We start from the raw sequence: 22,679 nt of genomic DNA, 5'->3' as shown, positions 1-22,679 counted from the left end.
TGTAAAATAACTTGATCAAACTATTTGTAGCGAAAACGGATGAAATTCCGAAAGTGTGAAGAAAATGTCAAAAAGTCTGTTCAGTGATCCGATACAACCGAACGGGAATGGGAAACTTTGCGATCGGAAACGTTCGATAAATGTCAATATATAAAATATTTTGTTAGAATAATTAGAAAAGTAAAAATTATTATTGTTAAAATAATAATTTTTCGCTATGATGGAATGGAGAAAAGACAGCAAAGAAAGGAGAGAAAACGTTTTGGTGTTCGTTTCTGTCGCGGCGTATATGATTGGGATGCTTTTGATAGGATATTGGGCTTATAAGCGGACGTCGAACCTTTCCGAATATATGCTTGGGGGAAGGACGCTAGGCCCTGCCGTTACGGCGCTCAGCGCGGGGGCTTCCGATATGAGCGGCTGGTTATTGATGGGGCTTCCGGGAGCGATGTATTTACAAGGGGTAAGCGCATCGTGGATTGTTATTGGACTTACGCTCGGAGCGTATGCGAACTGGCTATACGTTGCGCCTCGTTTGCGTGTGTATACGGAAGTGGCGAACGATTCCATCACGATCCCAGAATTTTTGGAAAATAGATTTGGCGATACATCGAAGTTGCTTCGATTGATTTCCGGTTTCGTTATTATGATTTTCTTTACTTTTTATGTATCTTCCGGTCTTGTATCCGGAGCCGTGCTGTTTCAAAACTCGTTTGGCATGAGTTATCATACGGGATTATGGATTGTCGCTGGTGTTGTCGTTGCGTATACATTGTTTGGAGGATTTTTGGCCGTCAGTTGGACCGATTTTGTGCAAGGAACGATCATGTTTCTCGCTTTGCTTCTCGTTCCGGCCGTAACGCTTTTCCATACGGGCGGAGTAGGAGATACGTTGGCAACGATTCGGAGCGTTGATCCGAATTTGTTGGATTTATGGAAAGGAACGAGTTTTCTTGGCATTATTTCTTTATTTGCGTGGGGGCTTGGCTATTTCGGGCAGCCGCATATTATCGTCCGCTTTATGGCGATTTCTTCTGTCAAGGAGATGAAAAGCGCCCGCCGCATTGGAATGGGCTGGATGATTTTCTCGGTAGTTGGCGCCATGTTAACGGGGCTGTTTGGGATCGCTTATTTTTTACAGCGCGGCGCTAAGCTCGATGACCCGGAAACGGTATTTATTCAACTTGGCGAAATTTTATTCCATCCGCTCATTACCGGCTTTTTGCTTTCGGCGATTTTAGCGGCGATTATGAGCACGATTTCCTCGCAGCTTCTTGTGACGTCCAGTTCCTTGACGGAAGATTTATATAAAGTGTTATTCCGCCGTTCGGCTTCGGATAAAGAGCTGGTTTTCATCGGCCGCCTTGCCGTGTTCATTGTCGCATTAGTGGCGTCCGCGTTGGCGTATACGAAAAACGATACGATTTTAAATTTAGTCGGTTATGCGTGGGCGGGATTCGGCGCTTCGTTTGGTCCAGTCATTTTGTTAAGTCTGTTCTGGCGGCGCATGACGAAATGGGGAGCGTTTGCCGGCATGGTGGCGGGAGCGACGACCGTCATTCTTTGGACGCAATCGGAATACTTGAAAAGCTTGCTGTATGAGATGATTCCGGGCTTTGCCGCAAGCTTGCTTGCAATTGTTGTCGTTAGCTTGCTGACAAAAGCGCCGGAAGAAAAAATTGTCGAGCAGTTCGACAAATTTAAGGCGTCGCTATAAAGAAAAACCCGAGCAGAAAGATGATGCTCGGGTTTTTCTATAGGCTCATTTACTTCCAGTCCGGATACAAGTCGGTGCGGCGGTCGCGCCATGTTGTTACAGCGCCTTTTTCGCGCACTTTGTACAACAGCGACAAGTCAAGGTCGGCGGTGACCACCATGTCGTCGTTGATTTCCCCTTCGACTAAAATGCCGCGCGGCGGAAACGGAATGTTGTTTGGCGTAATGACCGCTGCTTGGCCGAAGTTGGCGCGCATGAAGTCGACGGTCGGCAGCGAACCAACCGTGCCTGTCGTGACGACATACACTTGGTTTTCGACGGCGCGCGCGTGGCAACAATAACGAACGCGATGGAATCCGTGGCGGTCATCAGTGCATGACGGACAAAAGATGACGTCCGCCCCTTTGGCGCGCACGATGCGAACGATTTCCGGAAACTCAATGTCATAGCACGTCAATAGCGCGATCGTTCCTTTTTCCGTTTTAAACACATTGATGCTTTCTCCCGGAGCGATGCCCCATTCTTTTACTTCTGTCGGGGTAATGTGCAGTTTTGCTTGTTGGTGAATTTGTCCGTCTGGTGTAAATAAATGTGCGGCGTTGTATAATTTTCCGTTTTTGCGGATGACATGGGTGCCGCCAATTAAGTACATGCCTGTTTGTTTCGCCAATGAAGTGAATAGCTCATAATACGGTTCTGTATAATTCGGCAAGTCATCGATGGTTGCGCCTTTCCCTGAATCGGTCGGAATCGATAATAGCTGGGTTGTCATAAATTCAGGAAATAAGACGAATTCCGCTTCGAACTCTTGCGCGGTTTTGACGTAATGGGTTACTTGGTCAGCAAACTGCTGGAATGAATCAATGGTATGGAGATGGTATTGAACGGCAGATACTCTCAATCGCTTCACACATCCTTCTTTCATAATCGTTTTGCCCTTATATTATCATGTTTATTGCATGATGCAAAGAAAATAGGCAGGACATGTCTCCTGCCTTATTGTTGATGATAGCGGCGGTATGCGGCATGGTTTGTCGGTCCGACGTATTCGTTAAGCGGGAAGGAATGGCGGATTGCTTCCGTAATGAACGCTTTCGCTGTTGCGATCGCTTCTTTTACTGGTTTTCCTTTCGCAAGTTCCGCGGTGATCGCAGCCGAGAACGTGCAACCTGCACCATGCGTATACGTTGTGTCAATGCGGTCGGATTCCAACAGTTCGAACGTTTTCCCGTCGTATAAGACGTCAACCGCTTTTTCATGCGGAATTTTGCGGCCGCCTTTTACGATCACATATTTTGCGCCAAGCTCATAGATTCTTCCCGCCGCTTCTTTCATGTCTTCTACCGTTTCGATCCGGCTCAGCCCGCTTAATTGCGCAGCTTCGAATAAGTTTGGCGTCACCACTGTCGCTTTCGGCACGAGCACTTCGCGGTAGCATACGGTATTTTCTGGATGAAGCGGTTCGTCGGCCCCTTTGCATACCATCACTGGGTCGATGACGACGTTAGTCAATTGATGTTTTTCAATCGTTTTTGCGGCAAGTTCGATGATATCTGTCGTTGGAAGCATGCCTGTTTTCATGGCATGCACCCCGACGCCGACGATAATCGTTTCAAGCTGCGCTTCGATCGTGGCGAGATCGACCGGAAATACTTGATGGAACCAGCTGTTATGCGGATCCATCGCCACGATGGTGGTAATGGCTGTCATACCATATACGCCAAGTTCTTGAAATGTTTTTAAGTCTGCTTGAAGGCCGGCGCCGCCGCTGCTGTCGGAACCGGCGATCGTTAATGCTTTATAAACCGTCATAAACAATTCCTCCTTAAAGTAAGATAAAATTATGTATGTATTATTTCATCATAGCACAAATGAACTGGATAAGGTAGCAAGTAAATATTTGCTAAGTTGATCATCGATGTGACACGCAAAAACGCAATACCGGTACTGCGCATCGTACGCAGTACCGGTATTCGCTCAGTTCGATGTCAATTGTTTTCCTAACGCTTCTTCGACAGGGACATAGTTGTATCCAAGGTCGCGCGCGACCGCTTCGTAAGTGATTTCGCCGTTTGCGATATTGACGCCGAGCTTTAGCGCTGGGTTGTCCAAAATCGCTTGCTGAACGCCTTTGTTGGCGATTTGCAGGGCATATGGAATCGTTACGTTCGTTAACGCGAGCGTCGACGTTCTTGGCACTGCCCCAGGCATGTTGGCGACCGCGTAGTGGACGACGCCGTGTTTGACATATGTCGGGTTGTCGTGCGTCGTGACGCGGTCGCTTGTTTCGACGATGCCGCCTTGGTCAATCGCGACATCGACGATGACGGAACCTGGTTTCATCGCTTTAACCATTTCTTCTGTCACAAGTTTTGGCGCTTTGGCGCCAGGAATTAACACGGCGCCGATCACAAGATCCGACTCTGCGACCGCTTGAGCGATGTTCATTGGATTTGACATCAACGTCGTAATTTGATGGCCGAAAATGTCGTCTAGTTCGCGCAGACGATCTGCATTTAAATCGATGATCGTTACGTCTGCGCCTAACCCGACTGCGACTTTTGCCGCGTTCGTTCCAACGGTGCCGCCGCCGATGATCGTCACTTTGCCGCGGCTCACTCCTGGAACGCCGCCGAGAAGAATTCCTTTTCCGCCTTTTGGCTTTTCTAAAAATTGCGCGCCGATTTGCGCCGCCATGCGTCCTGCTACTTCGCTCATCGGCGTAAGAAGCGGAAGCGTGCGGCCGACTTGCACGGTTTCATATGCGATCGCAGTCACGCCTTTTTCTTTAAGCGCGCGTGTCAATTCTGGTTCTGCGGCAAGGTGCAAGTAAGTGAATAAAATAAGTCCGGGCCGGAAATAACCGTATTCGCTTGGCAACGGTTCTTTTACTTTCATGATCATATCTGCTTTTTCCCATATGTCTTGTGCTTGCTCGATGATTTGCGCGCCAGCGTTCGCGTAATCTTCGTTTGTGAAACCGCTTCCAATCCCTGCGTCCTTTTCCACTAATACGGTATGACCTGCTTGAACGAACGACATCACGCCCGCTGGAGTGATGGCGACGCGGTTTTCGTTATTTTTTATTTCTTTTGGTACACCAATAATCATCGGTGCAATCCTCCCTTATATTGTAGCCTTAATTATAGTATAAACAGTTGTAACGCTTTTTTCTTTGTTAGGAAGAAAAAAAGAAACGCTATCATTTTGTGGATTTCCACAAATTAATGTAGCGCTTCGTATTTGGCAAGTTTAATATCGATATATAGTTTTACCTTTTGATTGATATCATGCAGGTCAATTTCGCCAATTTCGGCGATGCGTTTCAGCCGGTAAGCGAGCGTGTTTGGATGAATGTTTAGCGCTTTCGCTGTTTCATTGACGTTGCAGTCGCGGTCGAAAAAAATTTCAAACGTTTCGACTAGATCGGTATGGTGTTTTTCGTCATATAATTGCAATTTGCGCAAAGCCGAGTTGGCAAACTCCCCTTGTTGTTTTTTCTGCAATAATAGATCAAAAAATTGATAAATGCCCAACTGTTCATATCCATGAACAGAGTGGATTTGCGCGGGAAATTTTTCTTTCATTTTCAGCACCGTTAAAGCTTGTTTGTAGCTTTTTTCGATGCATGTATACGTTTCGTATATGCCACCGAAGCCGCTTTGGATGCTGCTGATGTGGAATCGCTCTTTCATTTTCGTCGCAAACGATTCGATAAAGCAGTTAAACTCTTGCAACGGCTGATTTGCTGTTTTCGGTGCTGCCAATAAAATGACGTCGCTCTGGTCTGTCGTATACAGAAGCAGTTGGATTTGCTGAGTTGTTTGCAGCAAATAAGAAATTTGCTTTTCAATTTCTCTCGTCATTTCGTTGGCGAAACGAAAAACGATGATGGAAAATAACGGAGCGGTCGGGATTTGCATCGCTTTGAAGCTTTCTTTAATTTCTTCCTCTGTCGCTATATGCCCCGTCAGCAGCTTCCAAAAAAATTCTTGTACTCGTTCTTCTTTTTTGTTTTTGCGCATATGCAGCTGCAATACTTTATTTTTCGCCGCTTTTGCCGCTTTTTTTAGCAATTCCATATCCTCTTTCGATAGCGCTCGGTCCGTTTCTAGCGCCCAAATGAATCCGATCACTTCGTCGTTTTTCCAAATTGAGACGGCGACGCGACTGCCGAGGCCGACTTCGGAGATGGAAGCGACGCGGACAGGGTCGCGGCTACTTAATAGAGCGGGGATTGCCCCTTGCTTCCATAAGCTGTTAATCACTTTTTCCGGCACGCGACGGCTGATAATTGTCGCGGTCCGCGCCGGGTCGGTATAGTCGTCGTGAGCGCTATAGGCGATAAGACGATGATTGGCGTCTTCAATCGTAATCGGGCATTGCAAAAGGTCGCTGATGCGGTCGGCGAATTCTTCGAGGCTGTCGAAATTGCCGCGGAAAGGGTCATCGTAATGCATCATATTTGTCCCTCATTTCGTCACATGAAATGGATGGGAAGGCGTAAGTAGTCGTTTGTTTTTATTGTAGCGGTTAACGAAAAATTTGTGAATGAAACGGTTTTTCGCGAAGGCAGCCGACAAAAGGCAGGAAATTCGTCAAAATTTATCGAATTATATGTGCAGACTAGTCGCTAAGATGGCGGCGGACGTTCGGTTCTAATTACTCTAAAGCTTTTTTGAGAGACGTGAAAATAGAAGGAGGATCGATATGAAGCAATTGGAAATAGCAGTTATTCCCGGGGACGGAATCGGCAAGGAAGTCGTGCCCGCCGCTTTAGACGTGCTGCGTACGATCGCCGAAGTGCACGGCGGCCTGCAATTTACGTTCGTCGAGTTTCCTTGGAGCTGCGATTACTATATGGAACATGGAAAAATGATGCCAGATGACGGCTTGCAAATTTTGCAAGGATTTGCTGCGATTTTTTTAGGGGCTGTCGGGAATCCAAAATTAGTGCCTGACCATATTTCGCTTTGGGGATTGCTGTTAAAAATTCGCCGCGAGTTTGAGCAGGTGATCAATATCCGCCCAGCGAAATTTTTCCGTGGGCTGCAATCGCCGCTGGCGAATCCGAACGATTTTGACTTCATTGTCGTCCGTGAAAACAGCGAAGGGGAATATAGCGAAATCGGCGGGCGGATTCATCGGGGCGACGACGAAATTGCCATCCAAAACGCCGTGTTTACCCGCAAAGGAACGGAGCGGGCGATGCGCTATGCGTTCGAATTGGCGAAAAAACGGAAACGGCATGTGACGAGCGCTACGAAATCAAACGGTATTTTTCATACGATGCCGTTTTGGGACGAGGTGTTTGCGCAAGTCAAGCAAGATTATCCAGAAGTTCAGACGGACTCGTATCACATCGATGCGCTCGCTGCGTTTTTTGTAACGAAACCGCATTTATTTGATGTCGTCGTCGCTAGTAATTTATTCGGCGACATTCTTACCGATTTGGGCGGAGCCATCATGGGCAGCATCGGCATTGCCCCGGCGGCGAACATCAATTTGAACGGAAAGTATCCGTCGATGTTTGAGCCTGTCCACGGTTCCGCTCCGGATATTTACGGGAAAGGCATCGCCAACCCGATCGGGCAAATTTGGACGGCAAAACTGATGCTTGATCATTTTGGCGAAGACGAATTAGGCAGCGTATTATTAAAAACGATCGAAGATGTGACGGCAGACGGCATAAAAACCCCTGACATCGGCGGAAAAGCGACGACCCGCGAAGTGACGGACGAGATTTGCCGCCGCTTAAGACAATTGGCGTAGCTGAGAATGTGAAATGATCATGAACTTTATGCGTTGTTCTTTGACAAATTCCTCATTTCCATTTACCCTAAATATGAAAAAGCGATAATGCGGGATTGTGACTGCGGATGCAGGCAAGACCTAAAACGTATGAAGGGAATGGCAGATGTGTTTCTGCCATACATGCCCTTTGTATGTTTTAGGTCTTTTTGCTTTTCGTCAAAAAACATAAAAGGAGAGGTGGTTATCAATGAATTACGAATATGTCGCAAAACAACTCATTACGTTGTTAGGCGGAAAAGAGAACCTCATCAGCGCCGCCCATTGTGCGACAAGGCTGCGCTTAGTATTAAAAGATGACAAGAAAGCGGATACAAAAGCGATCGAGAACATTGATGGGGTGAAAGGAGCGTTTTCCAGTTCGGGGCAATATCAAATTATTTTCGGTACTGGCGTTGTCAATAAAGTGTACGACGCATTTGTAAAAGAAGCGGGATTGCAACATGTAAGCACAGATATGCATCAAGAAGCAATCAAGCAAAAAATGAATCCGTTAGCGCGATTGGCGAAAACGTTATCAAACATTTTTGTTCCCATTATCCCTGCGATTGTCGCCAGCGGTCTGTTGATGGGGCTATTAGGAATGATGAAAGCGTTCAAATGGGTTGCACCTGACAGCCCATGGTATGTGTTGCTCGATATGTTTTCAAGCGCAGCGTTTATCATTTTACCGATCTTAATTGGTTTTAGCGCGGCAAAAGAGTTTGGCGGCACCCCGTTTTTAGGGGCGGTCATCGGCGGGATTATGACACATCCCGCGCTGTTGAATCCTTGGGGATTGGCAGAAGCTAAACCGGAGTATATGCATTTTCTCGGTTTTGATATTGCTATGGTTGGCTATCAAGGGACGGTCGTTCCGATTTTACTCGCTACTTATGCCATGTGTAAAATCGAGCGCGGGTTGCGGAAAGTCGTGCCTCACGCGGTCAGTTTGCTTGTTGTCCCATTTGTGACGGTCATTTCCACTGGATTTATTACGATTTTAGCCATCGGCCCATTAGGCAATTTGCTTGGTGATGGAATTACGACGGTGCTTAACTTTATTTACCATTACGGCGGGGCGCTTGCCGGACTTGTTTTTGGCGGCTTGTATTCGATGATTGTTATTACCGGTGTACATCATAGTTTTCATGCGATCGAAGCGAATTTATTGGCGAAACTTGGCGTCAACTATTTATTGCCGATTTGGTCGATGGCCAACGTCGCGCAAGGTGGGGCAGGGCTAGCTGTATTTGTGAAAGCGAAGCGCGCAAAAACAAAAGAGGTGGCTCTTCCATCCGCATTGTCAGCCTTCCTTGGAATCACTGAACCGGTAATTTTCGGGGTGAACTTAAAGTATCGTAAGCCGTTTATTGCCGCGGCCATCGGCGGCGCGTTAGGCGGGGCGTATGTTGTATTTACAAACGTTGTTGCGAACGCCTACGGATTAACGGGCATTCCGATGATTGCCATCGTCGCCCCGGAAGGCATGCAAAATTTAGTAAACTATTTAATCGGGTTTGCCATCGCGGTAGGCTCTGCGTTTATCGCAACATTATTGCTCGGATTTCGCGAAGAAGAATGAATCAGGCAAGATGCCTCTTGCCTGATTTGCTGCGATAGAGGTGAACAACAATGAAATCGGAAAAAGAACAACAACTGATCGAACAAGCATATGCCGAGATAGAAAAATATCGAGACATGGTAGAAAAAGACTACTATCGCCTTCATTATCATTTAATGCCGCCGGTCGGGCTGATGAACGACCCGAACGGATTGATTCATTGGAATGGGGTTTACCATGTGTTTTATCAATGGATGCCGTTTCACACTGGGCATGGCGCTAAATTTTGGGGACACTATACATCTTGTGACCTCGTTCATTGGAAACAAGAAAAAATCGCGCTTGCCCCAAGTGAATGGTTTGACAAAAACGGATGCTATTCCGGAAGCGCCATTGACAATGATGGTATATTGACATTATTTTATACAGGAAATGTGAAAGATGAATATGGCAACCGTCAGACGTACCAATGTATAGCTATATCGAAAAACGGCATTGATTTTGAGAAAAAAGGAGTTGTCGTAACGCTTCCTGACGGCTATACGGCACATTTCCGCGATCCGAAAGTTTGGAAAAAAGGCGAAAACTGGTATATGGTTGTCGGGGCTCAAAGCAAAAATTTGGATGGGCGTGCGGTGTTATTTCGCTCAAAAAATCTCTTTGATTGGGAATACCTCGGCGCGATTGCCGGAGGAAACTTGAATCAACTAGGTGATTTTGGCTATATGTGGGAATGTCCTGATTTATTTGAATTGGATGGACAAGAAGTGCTCCTTGTTTGTCCGCAAGGGTTGAAAGCAGAAGGAATGAAGTATCATAACGTGCATCAGTCTGGTTATTTTGTCGGGCGTCTTGATTACGAAACGGCCCAATTTTTTCACGGATCGTTTACCGAATTAGACCGCGGTTTTGAATTTTACGCTCCGCAAACGATGCTTGATGAAAAAGGAAGACGGATTTTAATCGCTTGGATGGGAGTTCCTGACCAAGATGAGGATAAGCATCCAACCGTTGCCCATCGCTGGATTCATGCGCTTACATTGCCGCGTCAGCTGAAGCTGAAAGATGGCAAACTATATCAGACGCCGGTGAAAGAATTGCAAATGCTGCGAAAGGATAAAATCGCATATTCCGGTGTCACAATCGCGAACGAAGAAATAATGTTAGAAGGAATTAGCGGGGATGTCATCGAACTTCATTTGGAGAATATTCGTCTATTAGGGGACATGGAGATTGCTATTCGTAACGCGGCACGCCTGATTTACAATAGCGGTGAACGTGTGTTGACATTAGAGCGCAAAAGTTTCGCCAACGGGCTGACCGAAAAAAGACAATGCCATTTGGAATATTTGCATTCGTTGCACATGTTTTTAGACACGTCCTCAATCGAAGTATTCGCGAATGATGGGGAAGAAGTGTTTACAGCACGGTTCTTCCCATATAAAAACAATCAAACGATTTCATTTGCCGCCAATGGGCAGCTTGTTTTTGACATCGAAAAATGGAGTTTGTAACGCCGCGTACGCCATAGGGCGCGGCGTTATTTTCTGCTAAAATAAGGGAGGACGATATGAAAAATGGGGGATCGAAATGAAATGGCAGACGCCGCAACAATTGAAACAATTGCTTTGTCGTTTAGTCGAATATCCAAGCATCAGCGGAACGAAAGCGGAAATATCGCTTGCGAAATTTATCGCAGAACAGCTGCGTTCCATTGATTATTTCCGGGAAAATAACGAGTTTGTGCGATTGCATCCGACAGGAGATGGGCGTTATTTTGTTACCGCGCTTGTGAAAAAAGCGGAACAAGTGCGCGATACCGTCATTCTTATCAGCCACTTTGATGTGGTCGATGTGCAAGATTACGGAGCGTGGAAGGACATTGCATTTTCGCCAGAGGAACTGACGAAACGGTTTTATGAGCAAAAACAGCAGCTTCCTTCTGACGTGCAAACTGATCTCGAAAGTGGAGAATGGCTGTTTGGCCGCGGCGTGATGGATATGAAATGCGGGATTGCTCTTCATATGGCGCTGATCGAGCAAGCGTGCCACGGAACGTTTGCGGGAAATTTACTTCTCCTTACCGTGCCGGATGAGGAAGCGAATTCGGCCGGGATGCGCGCGGCTGCGCCAGTGCTCGCAGAAATGGCAGAGAAATATGAGTTAACTTATCGGCTCGTCATCAATTCTGAACCGATGTTTGCGCGCTACCCGGGGGATAAAACGAATTACATTTACGCCGGCTCGATCGGGAAAGCGCTGCCGGGCTTTTATTGTTACGGAAAAGAAACGCACGTCGGCGAGCCGTTCGCGGGGTTAAATGCTAATTTCATGGTGGCGCAAATTGCAAATGAACTAGAGCTAAATACCGATTTTTGCGAAGAGTTTGCCGGGGAAGTCAGCCCACCGCCGACCAATTTATTGCAGATGGATTTAAAAGAAGAATATTCCGTGCAAATACCACATCGCGCTGTGGCGTTATTTAATTTATTTTTGCAGAAAAAACCGCTCGATGACGTGACGAACTCGTTAATTGCGGCCGCAAAACGGGCGGCGAAGTGCATCGAAGAACATTATGACGGCGAGGCGTCCCGTTTTGCGAAATTTGAAAAATCGGCGCCGAAACCAATGTCGATAAACGTATTTACTTTTGCGGAATTAAGAAAGAAAGCGGTCGACATGTTTGGACCGAAAAAAGTCGAACAGCTTGAGGCGAGCGTCTTATCGATGGAAGCGGCGAAAGATGACCGGGGGAAAACGATTGCGCTAGTCGATCGGCTCGCCATGCTTTGTAAAGATTTCGCACCGATGATTGTTCTGTTTTATGCGCCTCCGTATTACCCGGCTGTCAGCGCCGGCAGCGATCCGCTTGTTCAGCGCCTTGTTGCGAAGCTGCAAAAATACGCGCAAGAAAAACATGGCATTTCGCTTGTGCAGCAACATTATTTCCCTGGAATTTCCGACTTAAGCTACGTCGGCTTGCAACAATCTTTCGCTTCTTTACAAACGTTTATTGAAAATATGCCGATATGGAATCGCGGCTATCAGTTGCCGCTTAGCGCGCTGGAAAAATTAAATGTACCGATGCTCAACATCGGTCCGATCGGACGTGACGCCCATCAATGGACGGAGCGCCTTAACGTTCGCTTTGCGTTTGAGGAGCTAAAAGAGTGGCTGGAATATACAATTCATGAAGTATTTACGGAGTAAGGGAAGAACATAGTGGTGAGAGGATAGGCAGGTAAAGTGCCTATCTTTTTTATGGGTAAAATAGACATTTAATGAGAAAGAAATAGTTTATTTGTCATCAATAACGAGCAGATTGATGCGATAACGGAGAAGTTTTTATATCTTTGCATAAGATTATATCTTATATTAAGATATATTGTTAGATAGGAGGGGGAACGGATGCAAATTGATGACATTATCGAATTGATTAACGAACAATGGACTGATATTTATTACTTATTACACTATGTCCATGAAGATAATATTACACACCAAGCGGTACGTTTGTTACAGTACATTGAAAAAAACAAAGAAGCAACGATTGGAGATTTAGCAAAACATTTAGCTGTCTCTCATAATACTGCTTCAGAACATATAAAAAGACTAATAAAAAAAGGGTTGGTTACGAAAAGAAGAAGCAGTGTAGATGAGAGAAGAGTGCTAGTTGTATTAACCGAGGAGGGGAGACGAGTATTATATCGGCATACCCGATTAGACAAAGACAAACTAAAAGAAATTTTTAAACAAATGGATCAATCTGATATAGAACTCATACAAAAGGCATTTACCATTCTTAGTGAGGGAGCGAGAAAATGTTTGCGCTAGTCAAGGTCGTTGTTTCCGCTATTGTGATTGGTGGCGTAACAGAAGTGGCTCGGAGATACCCAGCCTTTGGAGGCATCATCGCGGCATTACCGTTAGTCAGCTTATTGAGTTTATTCTGGTTATATTTTCAAGGAGAAGAGATGGAAATTTTGAGTAAGTTTATTTATGGAGTGTTATGGGGATTCCCGGCAACTGCTTTTTTATTGCTCGTTATAGGTTTATGTTTAACCGCTTCTTTGCCATTCATTGGATCCACCGCGCTAGATCGTCGGTTGGGGAATGTTTCTTGTGATGCAAACCATTCTATTCAAAAATATATAAAATTCATATGGCAATACACAATCTTTGATTGCATCATTTCGCAAATCCTCCTATAATGATGGAAGAAGGTGTCTTTACACTTGTAAAATAGGAGGATTGACATGAGTCAACAAACGATTTCGCAGCGGAAGTTGTTGGGAGTCGCCGGGCTTGGCTGGATGTTTGACGCGATGGATGTTGGCATGTTGTCGTTTATTATCGCGGCATTGCAAAAAGATTGGAACTTAAGCGCCGAGCAAATGGGATGGATCGGCAGCGTCAACTCGATCGGTATGGCAGTCGGTGCGCTGCTATTCGGATTGTTGGCCGATCGCATCGGCAGAAAAAACGTGTTTATTATTACACTATTATTATTCTCGGTAGGAAGCGGCCTATCTGCCTTAACAACGACATTGGCAGCGTTTTTAGTTTTGCGCTTTCTCATAGGCATGGGATTGGGCGGCGAACTGCCGGTCGCTTCAACGCTTGTGTCGGAAAGCGTGCCGGCGCGAGAACGCGGGAAAGTCGTGGTGCTGCTGGAAAGTTTTTGGGCTTTCGGATGGTTGTTATCCGCATTCATCTCGTATTTCATTATTCCGACGTACGGCTGGCAGATGGCGCTATTGCTCGCGACGATTCCGGCGTTATACGCCCTGTATTTGCGGTGGGGGCTGCCTGATTCGCCAAGGTTTACAAGTGCGCATAAAGAAAAAACGGTGTGGGACAACATCGTCAAAGTTTGGTCATCTTCTTACCGGAAAGAAACGTTTATGCTTTGGGTGCTTTGGTTTTGCGTCGTATTTTCCTACTACGGCATGTTTTTATGGCTGCCAAGCGTGATGGTCATGAAAGGATTTAGCTTAATTAAAAGCTTTGAATATGTCCTTATAATGACGCTGGCGCAGTTGCCCGGCTATTTTAGCGCCGCGTGGCTCGTTGAACGGGCGGGGCGAAAATTTGTGCTCATCACGTATTTAATCGGTACGGCTGCGAGCGCCTATTTCTTTGGCAATGCCGATTCGCTCGCGCTGTTGATGGCTTCTGGAATTTTGCTGTCGTTTTTTAACCTTGGCGCATGGGGAGCGTTATACGCTTATACGCCGGAGCTTTACCCGACTTCGATCCGCGGCACGGGAGCCGGAATGGCGGCGGCGTTTGGGCGCATCGGCGGCGTTTTAGGCCCGCTTTTCGTCGGTTATTTTGTCGGCAATGGTCTCACCGTTACAACGATTTTTGCGATTTTTTGCGTTTCCATTTTCGTCGGCGTTATCGCGGTATGGGCGCTCGGAAAAGAGACGAAACAGCGGGAATTGGCATAAATATTTGACAAAAACGAAAAGGAGCTATACCTTTAGGATAATTGCTCCTTCTTTTTTTATGTATGCAAGAGAGGCGGTGAGTGAACCACTTGAATGCTTTTGTATCTGTTGTCATTCCGACATACAATCGGCCGTACCCGCTTGCCGAATTATTGGAATCGCTGAACAGGCAGACATACCGCCATTTTGAAGTCGTCGTTGTCAATGATGGAGGCGAACGCGTTGACGATGTTGTCGCGTTATATCCGGAACTCGATGTTCACCTTATTCACTGCCGCGACAATGTCGGACATGTCGAGGCGAGAAATATCGGCGTCAAAGCGGCAAAAGGGGAGCTTGTCATGCTTTGCGACGATGACGATTTGCTGCTTCCTTGCCATATGGAGCAAATGGTTGCGGAAATGAACAATGCCGATTTCGTTTATTCGGACGTCGAAATTTTTCATTATCGGACTGAAAACGGGCAGCGTATCCCGACAGACCGCTTTTTATTCGCTTATGAATATGACCGGGAAGCGATGCGGAAATTTTCGACATATGTTCCGTCGGGAAGTTTATATCGCAAATCGATTCATGACCATCTCGGCTATTTTGACCGAAATGTTCACCATTATTGGGATTGGGACTTTTTTTTGCGCGTATCCGGGTCGTTTCGCGTCAAGCGCGTCGCGACAGCGAGCGTGTTATACGCTTTTGCCGACGACGGGGACAATTTGTCGCGGCAGATGGACGACAAGCGGCGAATGTATTTAAACAGGCTAAGCGAGAAGCACGGGCTCGGAATTTTGCCGATGAAAAACTTTTGGCTGCTGCTTGACGAACCGGAAGTGAAAAAGCGAAGAGCAAAAAGCAAGATTGTTTGGGACGGGAAGCCGATCATATCGAGACTGTGGCGTTTGAAACACCATGTGTAAAAAATGTTTTCAAGCATTGACGAGCGTTTTTCAATTTTGCTATTATAGTTAGCAAAATAGGATATTGGCGTAACGATGATGGATCGATAGTAGTTAACCCTCTCTTCCGTAGCGAGCCGGGGACGGTGGAAGCCCGGTGAAGATGGTTAATGAAACGGCAGTCCGGAGTTGCTTTCCTGAAAAGTGGATGCGCTAGTCGCATCAACTAGGGTGGAACCGCGGGAGCCACGCTCTCGTCCCTAGGCGCAAGGCCTAGTGGCGAGAGCGTTTTTGTTTGTCTTAAAAACGGTAAAGGAGGAAGCAGTCATGTCAGTGACAATGGAGCAAATCGTTGCTCACGCCAAACATCGCGGCTTTGTGTTTCCAGGCTCGGAAATTTACGGCGGCTTGGCAAACACATGGGATTACGGCCCGCTCGGAACGGAATTAAAAAACAATATTAAGCGGGCATGGTGGAAAAAGTTCGTTCAAGAATCGCCTTATAACGTCGGCTTGGATGCGGCGATTTTAATGAATCCAAAAACGTGGGAAGCGTCCGGCCATTTAGGCAATTTTAATGATCCGATGATTGACTGTAAGCAATGTAAAGCGCGCCATCGCGCTGACAAGCTGATCGAAAGTGCGCTAGAAGAAAAGGGAATCGAAATGGTCGTCGATGGCCTTCCGTTTGAAAAAATGGAAGAACTGATTAAAGAGCATAACATCGCTTGCCCGGAATGCGGCAGCCATGATTTTACGAACGTTCGGCAATTTAACTTAATGTTTAAAACGTATCAAGGAGTAACGGAATCAAGCGCGAACGAAATTTATCTCCGTCCGGAAACGGCGCAAGGCATTTTCGTGAACTTTAAAAACGTCCAGCGTACGATGCGGAAAAAGCTGCCATTTGGCATCGCGCAGATCGGAAAAAGCTTCCGCAACGAAATTACGCCGGGAAACTTCACGTTCCGCACCCGCGAATTCGAACAAATGGAGCTGGAGTTTTTCTGCAAGCCCGGCGAGGAATTGAAATGGTTTGATTACTGGAAGCAGTTTTGCAAGCAATGGCTGTTGTCGTTGGGCATGAAGGAGGAAAACATCCGCCTCCGCGACCATACGAAAGAAGAATTGTCGCACTACAGCAACGCCACAACCGATATCGAATACAAATTCCCGTTTGGCTGGGGCGAGCTATGGGGCATTGCCTCACGCACAGATTACGATTTAAAACGACATATGGAATATTCTGGCGAAGATTTCCGATATATCGATCAAGAAACGAACGAACGTTACATCCCTTATTGCATTGAGCCATCCCTTGGCGCAGACCGCGTGACGCTGGCGTTCATGATTGACGCCTACGACGAAGAAGAGTTGGACGATGGCACGACGCGGACGGTGATGCGCCTGCATCCGGCGCTTGCTCCTTATAAAGCCGCCGTATTTCCGTTATCGAAAAAATTGGCGGAAAAAGCGCGCAACATTTTTGCCGATTTGTCGAAACATTTTATGGTCGATTACGACGAGTCCGGTTCGATCGGCAAACGTTATCGCCGCCAAGATGAAATCGGCACGCCGTTCTGTATTACGTACGATTTTGATTCCGAGCAAGACGGCATGGTGACGGTGCGTGACCGCGACACAATGGAACAAGTGCGAATTCCGATTTCTCAGTTAAAAAGCTTTTTAGAGGAAAAAATTCAATTTTAGCCATTGAAAAGAAGAGCGCCTTTGCTTGGATAAGGCGCTCTTTAATTTTGGTATGATGAAAAATCGGAAAACGACAGCAACATTTTCGGCGGCAGATGTTTTCTCTTTGTTTCCAACATGTTGTGCTTTTTCGCGATTTTCCGTAATAATAGAAATAGGTTGTATAGTTTATCGTTGTCTCGATTACCGTCACTGTTCCACCTCTTTAGGCAAGTTTACAAATAACATGTCCGTGTCTTACAATATTACGGAAAAAGGAGAAGCGAAATGCAGACATGGAAACGGCGAGCGAAGGAGCTAAAACGAGAATTGTTTGTTTTGTATTTAGCGTATAAAGACCCTCGGGTTTCTCGGTGGTTGCGGTTGTTTACGCTATGTGTCGTCGCTTATGCCTTCAGTCCGATTGATCTTGTTCCCGATTTTATCCCGATTTTAGGGTATCTCGATGATTTGATTCTTGTTCCTCTCGGCATTTATCTCGCTTTGAAATGGATGCCGAATGAGGTCATCGCTGAATATCGCGCCCAAGCGGCGGAATTGGCGAAGAAAGAAAAGCCAAAAAACTGGCTTGTCGGCGGGTTGATCATTTTTTTGTATGTGGCGCTGTTCGTTTGGCTGCTCCAGTTTCTCGCTGAACGGTTTATATGAAATTGGTTATGATACATTAATGATGAACAAACGAAAGGGAGTTTTGGCTATGGCGATTTTAAAAAACGACTGGGCTCCACTGCTCGAAGAAGAGTTTCGCAAGCCGTATTACATAAAGCTGCGTGAATTTTTGAAAGAAGAATACCGCACGAGAACGATTTACCCGGATATGTATGATATTTTTAACGCGCTTCATTATACGCCATATGCGCAAGTGAAAGTCGTTATTTTAGGGCAAGATCCGTATCACGGGCCGGGACAGGCGCACGGATTGAGCTTTTCCGTCAAACCGGGAGTTCCGTTGCCGCCGTCACTAGTCAATATTTTTAAAGAGCTTCATGACGATTTAGGCTGCTACATTCCAAACAACGGCTATTTAGTAAAGTGGGCAAAGCAGGGAGTGCTATTGTTAAACACGGTATTAACCGTAAGACGCGGGCAAGCAAATTCACATAAAGGAAAAGGATGGGAAATTTTTACTAACCGCGTGATTGAGCTTGTGAATGAAAAACAAGATCCCGTTGTCTTTCTTTTATGGGGGCGGAACGCGCAAGAAAAAAAAGAGCTCATTACCAATCCGCACCATTATGTTATTGAAGCGCCGCATCCAAGCCCGTTTTCCGCTGCGCGCGGCTTTTTTGGCCACCGCCCTTTTTCGCGCACAAATGCCTTTTTGCAAAAAGTGGGGCGCGAGCCGATTGATTGGCAGATCGAAAATATTTAATGGTGGAAGCTTTTCTGTCGGAGCCAGAAAACGCTGCGCGCGGCAAGCCTCATCTTGTTCCCTTCCCTTTTTTCTAAAGTGTGAATATGAAATAGAAGAAAGCGAACGGGAAAATGACGGAGCCAAACGTTCATCGCAATTTTATGTAGAATAGGAGTGAAAGTGTTGAATATACCGATTGCTGCCATTTTAACGAAAATGGAAGAACAGCTACGGCAAGCAAAAGTCGCTGCCAGCCCGCAACGTTTGCGCGAGCACGTCGCCGCCGTTCGCGCTTTGTGTGATTTAGTGCTGGAAAAAGAAGAAGAAAAGGAAACGACGGTCACTTCTGTCGCGGCCACGGCGCCGCTTTCCATTCCACAAGGGAAAAGCGAGCGAATCGACATCGGAGATGATGCGAACGGACCATCGTTATTCGATTTTTAAGTGTGATTTTTTCTTTCATCATCGATAGGCAAAATCCAGAGACATCAGCATGCTGGATTGATCGTCGACGGCCCTTCTAAAACAGAGGGGGTTTTTCTTTTATGCGGAAATACGTTATCATAGTGATGGAAAATTGTTCATGAGGGGACGGAGGTAAATGAAAACGTTTGTGCTTCTTGGAGCGATTAACGCGTTTTTATCTGTTGCGCTTGGGGCGTTTGGAGCGCATGGGCTGGAAGGAAAAATTCCGGATCGTTATTTTGAAATATGGAAAACGGGCGTACAATATCAAATGTTCCACGCGCTCGGTTTGTTTGTCGTCGGATTGATGCTCGGCAAGTTTCCGAATATAAACTTGTTGACGGCAGCCGGCTGGATTATGTTTATTGGCATTGTATTGTTTTCTGGGAGCTTATATGTTTTAAGCTTGACGCAAATCAAACCGCTCGGGGCGATCACGCCGTTTGGCGGCGTTGCGTTTTTGATTGCGTGGATACTGATCGGATACGCGGCGGCGAAAGCGTTGTAATGGGGCAGGCAAGCGTCTGCCCCGTGCTGTTTTCCAGTAAAAGGGGTGCCACGTGGTGCAACATTGTTTGCGTGCGAGGGATTTTTTGGAAGCTTTATCGCGGAGAATAGGTGCTTAATCCCGCGGTCGCGCCGGCGAACGGATATTCGTAGGCAATTTCCCCCTCAAACACGATATAATCAAGGTAGATCATTGGCAGTAAATAGCGCATTCCCGTTTGCGGGTCGCTTAAAATCAAATGGTCGCGTCCCGCCGCTTCGATGACGCCGCGGAATACTTTCGCGTTCCATTCTCGATTGTTTTCAAACGTCATATATACGGTAACCATTCTTCCTTTGTTGAGGCGCAAAATGTTTTCAATGTACGATTGTTCAATCGGAAGCATGCCGGGGATGGACGGCTGGCTTGCCGTTGTCGGCGTTTGCGTTGCGAAAGAAGGAACTTGAGAACTAAATGCAGGAGCTGGCGCCATCATTGGTTGCTGGTAGTATGGATAAGCGGTCGGATAGTATGCTTGTGGATACATGTATCCATATAGATACGGATAATAAGGTTGTTGACGTTCGTCCTCCAAAGAGTTAAACGTATTTTCGTACGAGTTAGCGGACATAAGGAAGAACCTCCTTCATCAAATTTAATATACTCTTGGGCAATCGCTTGGTGTCGGCGCATAAAAACAATGCGATTTATAACGGCCGGCGTTCCATTGGCCAAACCATTGTGGCGGACAATCCGCCCCCTCTGGAGGTTTAAAAAACCAGAGCGCGTAGGTGGCGGGATGGTATCGCCAGCCGCGAATCACTTGACGGGCTAATTGAATGTCGATGTCTCTTGCTCTTTGGTAGAAATAGCCTTTTTGCACCGCCTCAAACCCGCCCGGGCTTTGAAACACCATTTGGCGGATCGTGCGCAGCCCCCGAAAGTCAAGGCAATTGGCGATGACGCGGTTTACGCCGACGTTTCCGACCATTAACATGCCAAGTCTTCCGTCGCCTTCTGCTTCTGCCCGCATCAGCCTCGCCAACAATTTTACGTCTTCATCTGTGCATGCCACAACAGCCATATTGTCACCTCAACTGTCTTTGTTCTCAACAATATTAGGCTATTGATACAAGTGAAAAATGGTGACAATGGACAATAAATTTTTGAATGCGAATTTCTGATTTTATATTTATGGGAGAAAAAAGCGGGATATGACAAAAAAACGAGGTTTGTCCAAAAAACAGGAGCGCAAAGACAAAAAATTCCCGCTTCTTTTGGAAAAGAAGCGGGAGAATAGATTAAACGTGGAAAAATAACGGCACTTTTTCCACCGTTAAACGGTTTCCGACAAAGAATGATCCAAATTCCCCATAGCGGGCGCTCACTTCGTCAAAACGCATTTCGTAAACGAGCTTTTTAAATTGCAATGCATCGTCGGAGAACAATGTTACGCCCCATTCAAAATCATCCAAGCCGACGGAGCCGGTGATAATTTGCGTCACTTTGCCGGCGTATTTCCGACCTGTCATGCCGTGGGCGCGCATTAAATTGCGGCGTTCTTCCATTGAAAGCATGTACCAGTTGTCATTGCCTTGGCGGCGCTTGTCCATCGGATAGAAGCAAATGTGCTTCGTTTTCGGCAAAATTGGGTAGAGACGGCGGCGCACTTCCGGAATTTGATAAGGGTCCTCATTTCCGGAGGCTAAGTAGTTGCTTAACTCGACGACGGAAACGTAAGAATAGGCTGGTACTAAACATTCGGCCAGTTTTGTTTTGTTTAGCGCCGTTTCGATTTCATTCAATTCTTCGATCGTCGGCCGCAAAATCATAAACATAATGTCGGCTTTTTGCCCGACGATCGTATAAACCGCGTGGCTGCCTTCTTGTTTGTCTTCCGTTTCCTGCCATTTTTCGATTAATGATAAAAACTCGCGAATGGCTGCTTCACGCTCATCGCTCGTTAACGTTTTCCAAGCGCTCCAATCGACCGAGCGGAAATCGTGAAGGCAATACCAGCCATCGAGTGTTTGTGCCGCTTCACTCATTTTCCTCACTCCTTATATGTAATTTACAGTTTTACTATACCATAGTTTAACCGAGAAACGCTCGAATGTCGCATATAAAAGGCAGTAAACTGAATTGTTTTAATAAAGCGACTTTTTATTGTAAGTGCTTAACTTGGTTGCGTTTCTACATAATAAGAGTATCCTAGTATATAGGGCATTTCATACATTGAGGAGGATTCGTTCGTGAATAGCGATTTATTTTCTGCTTTAAAAGAAAAAGTGGTGGGAAAACAACGGAAAATCGTGTTTCCGGAAGGGCTTGATGAGCGTATTTTAACAGCGGTGAGCCGTCTGGCGAACGAGCAAATCGTCGCGCCGATTGTCATCGGCAACGAAGAAGCGGTAAAGCAAAAAGCGAGCGAGCTTGGATTGACGCTTCCGAATGTTGAAATCATTGACCCGCATCAGTACGGGGAAATGGACGAGCTTGTTGCCGCATTTGTCGAACGCCGCAAAGGAAAAGTGACGGAAGAAACGGCGCGAAAGCTGCTTCTTGACGAAAATTATTTTGGCACGATGCTCGTGTATATGGATAAGGCGCATGGGCTTGTCAGCGGCGCGGCGCATTCAACGGCCGATACGGTGAGACCTGCGTTGCAAATTATTAAAACGAAACAAGGCGTCCGCAAAACGTCGGGCGTGTTCATTATGGTGCGCGGTGATGAGAAGTACGTATTTGCCGATTGCGCGATCAACATTGCCCCGGACAGCCAAGATTTGGCGGAAATTGCTGTCGAGAGCGCCAACACGGCAAAAATGTTCGACATCGAACCGCGCGTGGCGATGTTGAGCTTTTCGACAAAAGGATCGGCACAATCGCCGGAAACGGAAAAAGTTGTCGAAGCGGTGCGGCTTGCAAAAGAAATGGCGCCGGACTTAGTGTTGGACGGCGAGTTTCAGTTCGACGCGGCGTTCGTTCCGTCCGTCGCGAAAAAGAAAGCGCCGGATTCCGTTATTCAAGGAGACGCGAACGTATTTATTTTCCCAAGCTTAGAAGCGGGAAATATCGGCTATAAAATCGCTCAGCGCCTCGGCAATTTTGAAGCGGTTGGTCCGATTTTGCAAGGGCTCAATAAGCCTGTGAACGATCTGTCGCGCGGCTGCAATGCGGAAGATGTGTACAAGCTGACGCTTATTACCGCGGCGCAATCGCTACAATAATTCGGGAAAGGGTGAC

At 46.5% G+C, this 22,679-nt stretch carries 21 protein-coding genes and 1 pseudogene; 15 read left to right on the top strand and 7 right to left on the bottom strand.

The window, feature by feature from the left end:
• Window positions 1–262: 262 nt before the first annotated feature.
• On the top strand, window positions 263–1,717 hold the full coding sequence (gene putP / locus BM278_RS04455) for a sodium/proline symporter PutP (protein WP_090948148.1): 1,455 nt from the start codon (window positions 263–265) through the stop codon (window positions 1,715–1,717).
• 49 nt (window positions 1,718–1,766) lie between these two features.
• Here putP and BM278_RS04450 read toward each other — a convergent pair whose 3' ends face one another.
• The 4 genes from BM278_RS04450 to BM278_RS04435 all read right to left on the bottom strand — a co-directional run bounded on the left by BM278_RS04450 (window position 1,767) and on the right by BM278_RS04435 (window position 6,180).
• Window positions 1,767–2,642 (bottom strand): carbon-nitrogen hydrolase family protein, encoded by an 876-nt coding sequence (locus BM278_RS04450; RefSeq protein WP_090948147.1) that lies wholly within the window; start codon window positions 2,640–2,642, stop codon window positions 1,767–1,769.
• Between the two features lie 71 nt (window positions 2,643–2,713).
• Window positions 2,714–3,529: a pyridoxine/pyridoxal/pyridoxamine kinase gene (gene pdxK / locus BM278_RS04445; RefSeq protein WP_090948146.1), complete on the bottom strand. Its 816-nt coding sequence runs from the start codon at window positions 3,527–3,529 to the stop codon at window positions 2,714–2,716.
• 165 nt (window positions 3,530–3,694) lie between these two features.
• The gene (ald, locus tag BM278_RS04440) at window positions 3,695–4,828 is read right to left on the bottom strand and encodes an alanine dehydrogenase (protein ID WP_090948145.1); all 1,134 of its coding nucleotides are present in this window, start codon (window positions 4,826–4,828) and stop codon (window positions 3,695–3,697) included.
• 113 nt (window positions 4,829–4,941) lie between these two features.
• Complete coding sequence (locus BM278_RS04435) at window positions 4,942–6,180, bottom strand: PucR family transcriptional regulator (protein WP_090948144.1); 1,239 nt, start codon at window positions 6,178–6,180, stop codon at window positions 4,942–4,944.
• A gap of 241 nt (window positions 6,181–6,421) precedes the next feature.
• Between BM278_RS04435 and BM278_RS04430 the strand changes: the two genes are divergently transcribed.
• The 13 genes and pseudogenes from BM278_RS04430 to BM278_RS04370 all read left to right on the top strand — a co-directional run bounded on the left by BM278_RS04430 (window position 6,422) and on the right by BM278_RS04370 (window position 19,454).
• Window positions 6,422–7,489, top strand: a complete 1,068-nt coding sequence (locus tag BM278_RS04430; protein WP_167359575.1) for a tartrate dehydrogenase — start codon at window positions 6,422–6,424, stop codon at window positions 7,487–7,489.
• 229 nt (window positions 7,490–7,718) lie between these two features.
• Entirely contained in the window at window positions 7,719–9,092 is a 1,374-nt protein-coding gene (locus tag BM278_RS04425; protein WP_090948142.1) for a sucrose-specific PTS transporter subunit IIBC, read from the top strand.
• Window positions 9,093–9,142: 50 nt separating this feature from the next.
• The gene (locus BM278_RS04420) at window positions 9,143–10,585 is read left to right on the top strand and encodes a glycoside hydrolase family 32 protein (RefSeq protein ID WP_090948141.1); all 1,443 of its coding nucleotides are present in this window, start codon (window positions 9,143–9,145) and stop codon (window positions 10,583–10,585) included.
• A 76-nt stretch (window positions 10,586–10,661) separates the two neighbouring features.
• Window positions 10,662–12,281 carry a M20/M25/M40 family metallo-hydrolase gene (locus BM278_RS04415; protein WP_090948140.1) on the top strand — a complete coding sequence of 540 codons (1,620 nt, stop codon included), beginning with the start codon at window positions 10,662–10,664 and terminating at the stop codon, window positions 12,279–12,281.
• Window positions 12,282–12,479: 198 nt separating this feature from the next.
• Entirely contained in the window at window positions 12,480–12,905 is a 426-nt protein-coding gene (locus tag BM278_RS04410; protein WP_090948139.1) for a MarR family winged helix-turn-helix transcriptional regulator, read from the top strand.
• Window positions 12,893–13,226 (top strand): annotated as a pseudogene (locus tag BM278_RS04405) (DUF3147 family protein). Before BM278_RS04410 ends, BM278_RS04405 begins: the two are co-directional and overlap by 13 nt.
• A gap of 101 nt (window positions 13,227–13,327) precedes the next feature.
• On the top strand, window positions 13,328–14,524 hold the full coding sequence (locus BM278_RS04400; protein WP_090948138.1) for an MFS transporter: 1,197 nt from the start codon (window positions 13,328–13,330) through the stop codon (window positions 14,522–14,524).
• A gap of 89 nt (window positions 14,525–14,613) precedes the next feature.
• The gene (locus tag BM278_RS04395) at window positions 14,614–15,438 is read left to right on the top strand and encodes a glycosyltransferase family 2 protein (protein WP_167359574.1); all 825 of its coding nucleotides are present in this window, start codon (window positions 14,614–14,616) and stop codon (window positions 15,436–15,438) included.
• 306 nt (window positions 15,439–15,744) lie between these two features.
• Window positions 15,745–17,127: a glycine--tRNA ligase gene (locus BM278_RS04390; RefSeq protein ID WP_090948136.1), complete on the top strand. Its 1,383-nt coding sequence runs from the start codon at window positions 15,745–15,747 to the stop codon at window positions 17,125–17,127.
• A 267-nt stretch (window positions 17,128–17,394) separates the two neighbouring features.
• Complete coding sequence (locus tag BM278_RS04385) at window positions 17,395–17,775, top strand: YkvA family protein (protein ID WP_090948135.1); 381 nt, start codon at window positions 17,395–17,397, stop codon at window positions 17,773–17,775.
• A gap of 49 nt (window positions 17,776–17,824) precedes the next feature.
• Window positions 17,825–18,499 (top strand): uracil-DNA glycosylase, encoded by a 675-nt coding sequence (locus BM278_RS04380; protein WP_090948134.1) that lies wholly within the window; start codon window positions 17,825–17,827, stop codon window positions 18,497–18,499.
• 162 nt (window positions 18,500–18,661) lie between these two features.
• The gene (locus tag BM278_RS04375; RefSeq protein ID WP_090948133.1) at window positions 18,662–18,925 is read left to right on the top strand and encodes a YwdI family protein; all 264 of its coding nucleotides are present in this window, start codon (window positions 18,662–18,664) and stop codon (window positions 18,923–18,925) included.
• Between the two features lie 157 nt (window positions 18,926–19,082).
• Entirely contained in the window at window positions 19,083–19,454 is a 372-nt protein-coding gene (locus BM278_RS04370) for a DUF423 domain-containing protein (protein WP_090948132.1), read from the top strand.
• A gap of 94 nt (window positions 19,455–19,548) precedes the next feature.
• Here BM278_RS04370 and gerQ read toward each other — a convergent pair whose 3' ends face one another.
• From gerQ to hemQ, 3 genes are all read right to left on the bottom strand, one after another.
• Window positions 19,549–20,064: a spore coat protein GerQ gene (gene gerQ, locus BM278_RS04365; protein WP_090948131.1), complete on the bottom strand. Its 516-nt coding sequence runs from the start codon at window positions 20,062–20,064 to the stop codon at window positions 19,549–19,551.
• A 24-nt stretch (window positions 20,065–20,088) separates the two neighbouring features.
• Window positions 20,089–20,517: a cell wall hydrolase gene (locus BM278_RS04360; RefSeq protein ID WP_090948130.1), complete on the bottom strand. Its 429-nt coding sequence runs from the start codon at window positions 20,515–20,517 to the stop codon at window positions 20,089–20,091.
• Between the two features lie 217 nt (window positions 20,518–20,734).
• A complete protein-coding gene (gene hemQ, locus BM278_RS04355) occupies window positions 20,735–21,481 on the bottom strand; it encodes a hydrogen peroxide-dependent heme synthase (protein ID WP_090948129.1) in 747 nt (248 codons plus the stop codon).
• Between the two features lie 204 nt (window positions 21,482–21,685).
• Between hemQ and pta the strand changes: the two genes are divergently transcribed.
• A complete protein-coding gene (gene pta, locus BM278_RS04350) occupies window positions 21,686–22,663 on the top strand; it encodes a phosphate acetyltransferase (RefSeq protein ID WP_090948128.1) in 978 nt (325 codons plus the stop codon).
• Window positions 22,664–22,679 lie beyond the last annotated feature (16 nt).

Source organism: Parageobacillus thermantarcticus, from assembly GCF_900111865.1.
GTDB lineage: Bacteria > Bacillota > Bacilli > Bacillales > Anoxybacillaceae > Parageobacillus > Parageobacillus thermantarcticus.
The sequence above is the reverse complement of the archived record's forward strand: the minus strand, read 5'-3'. Positions and strand labels throughout refer to the sequence as shown.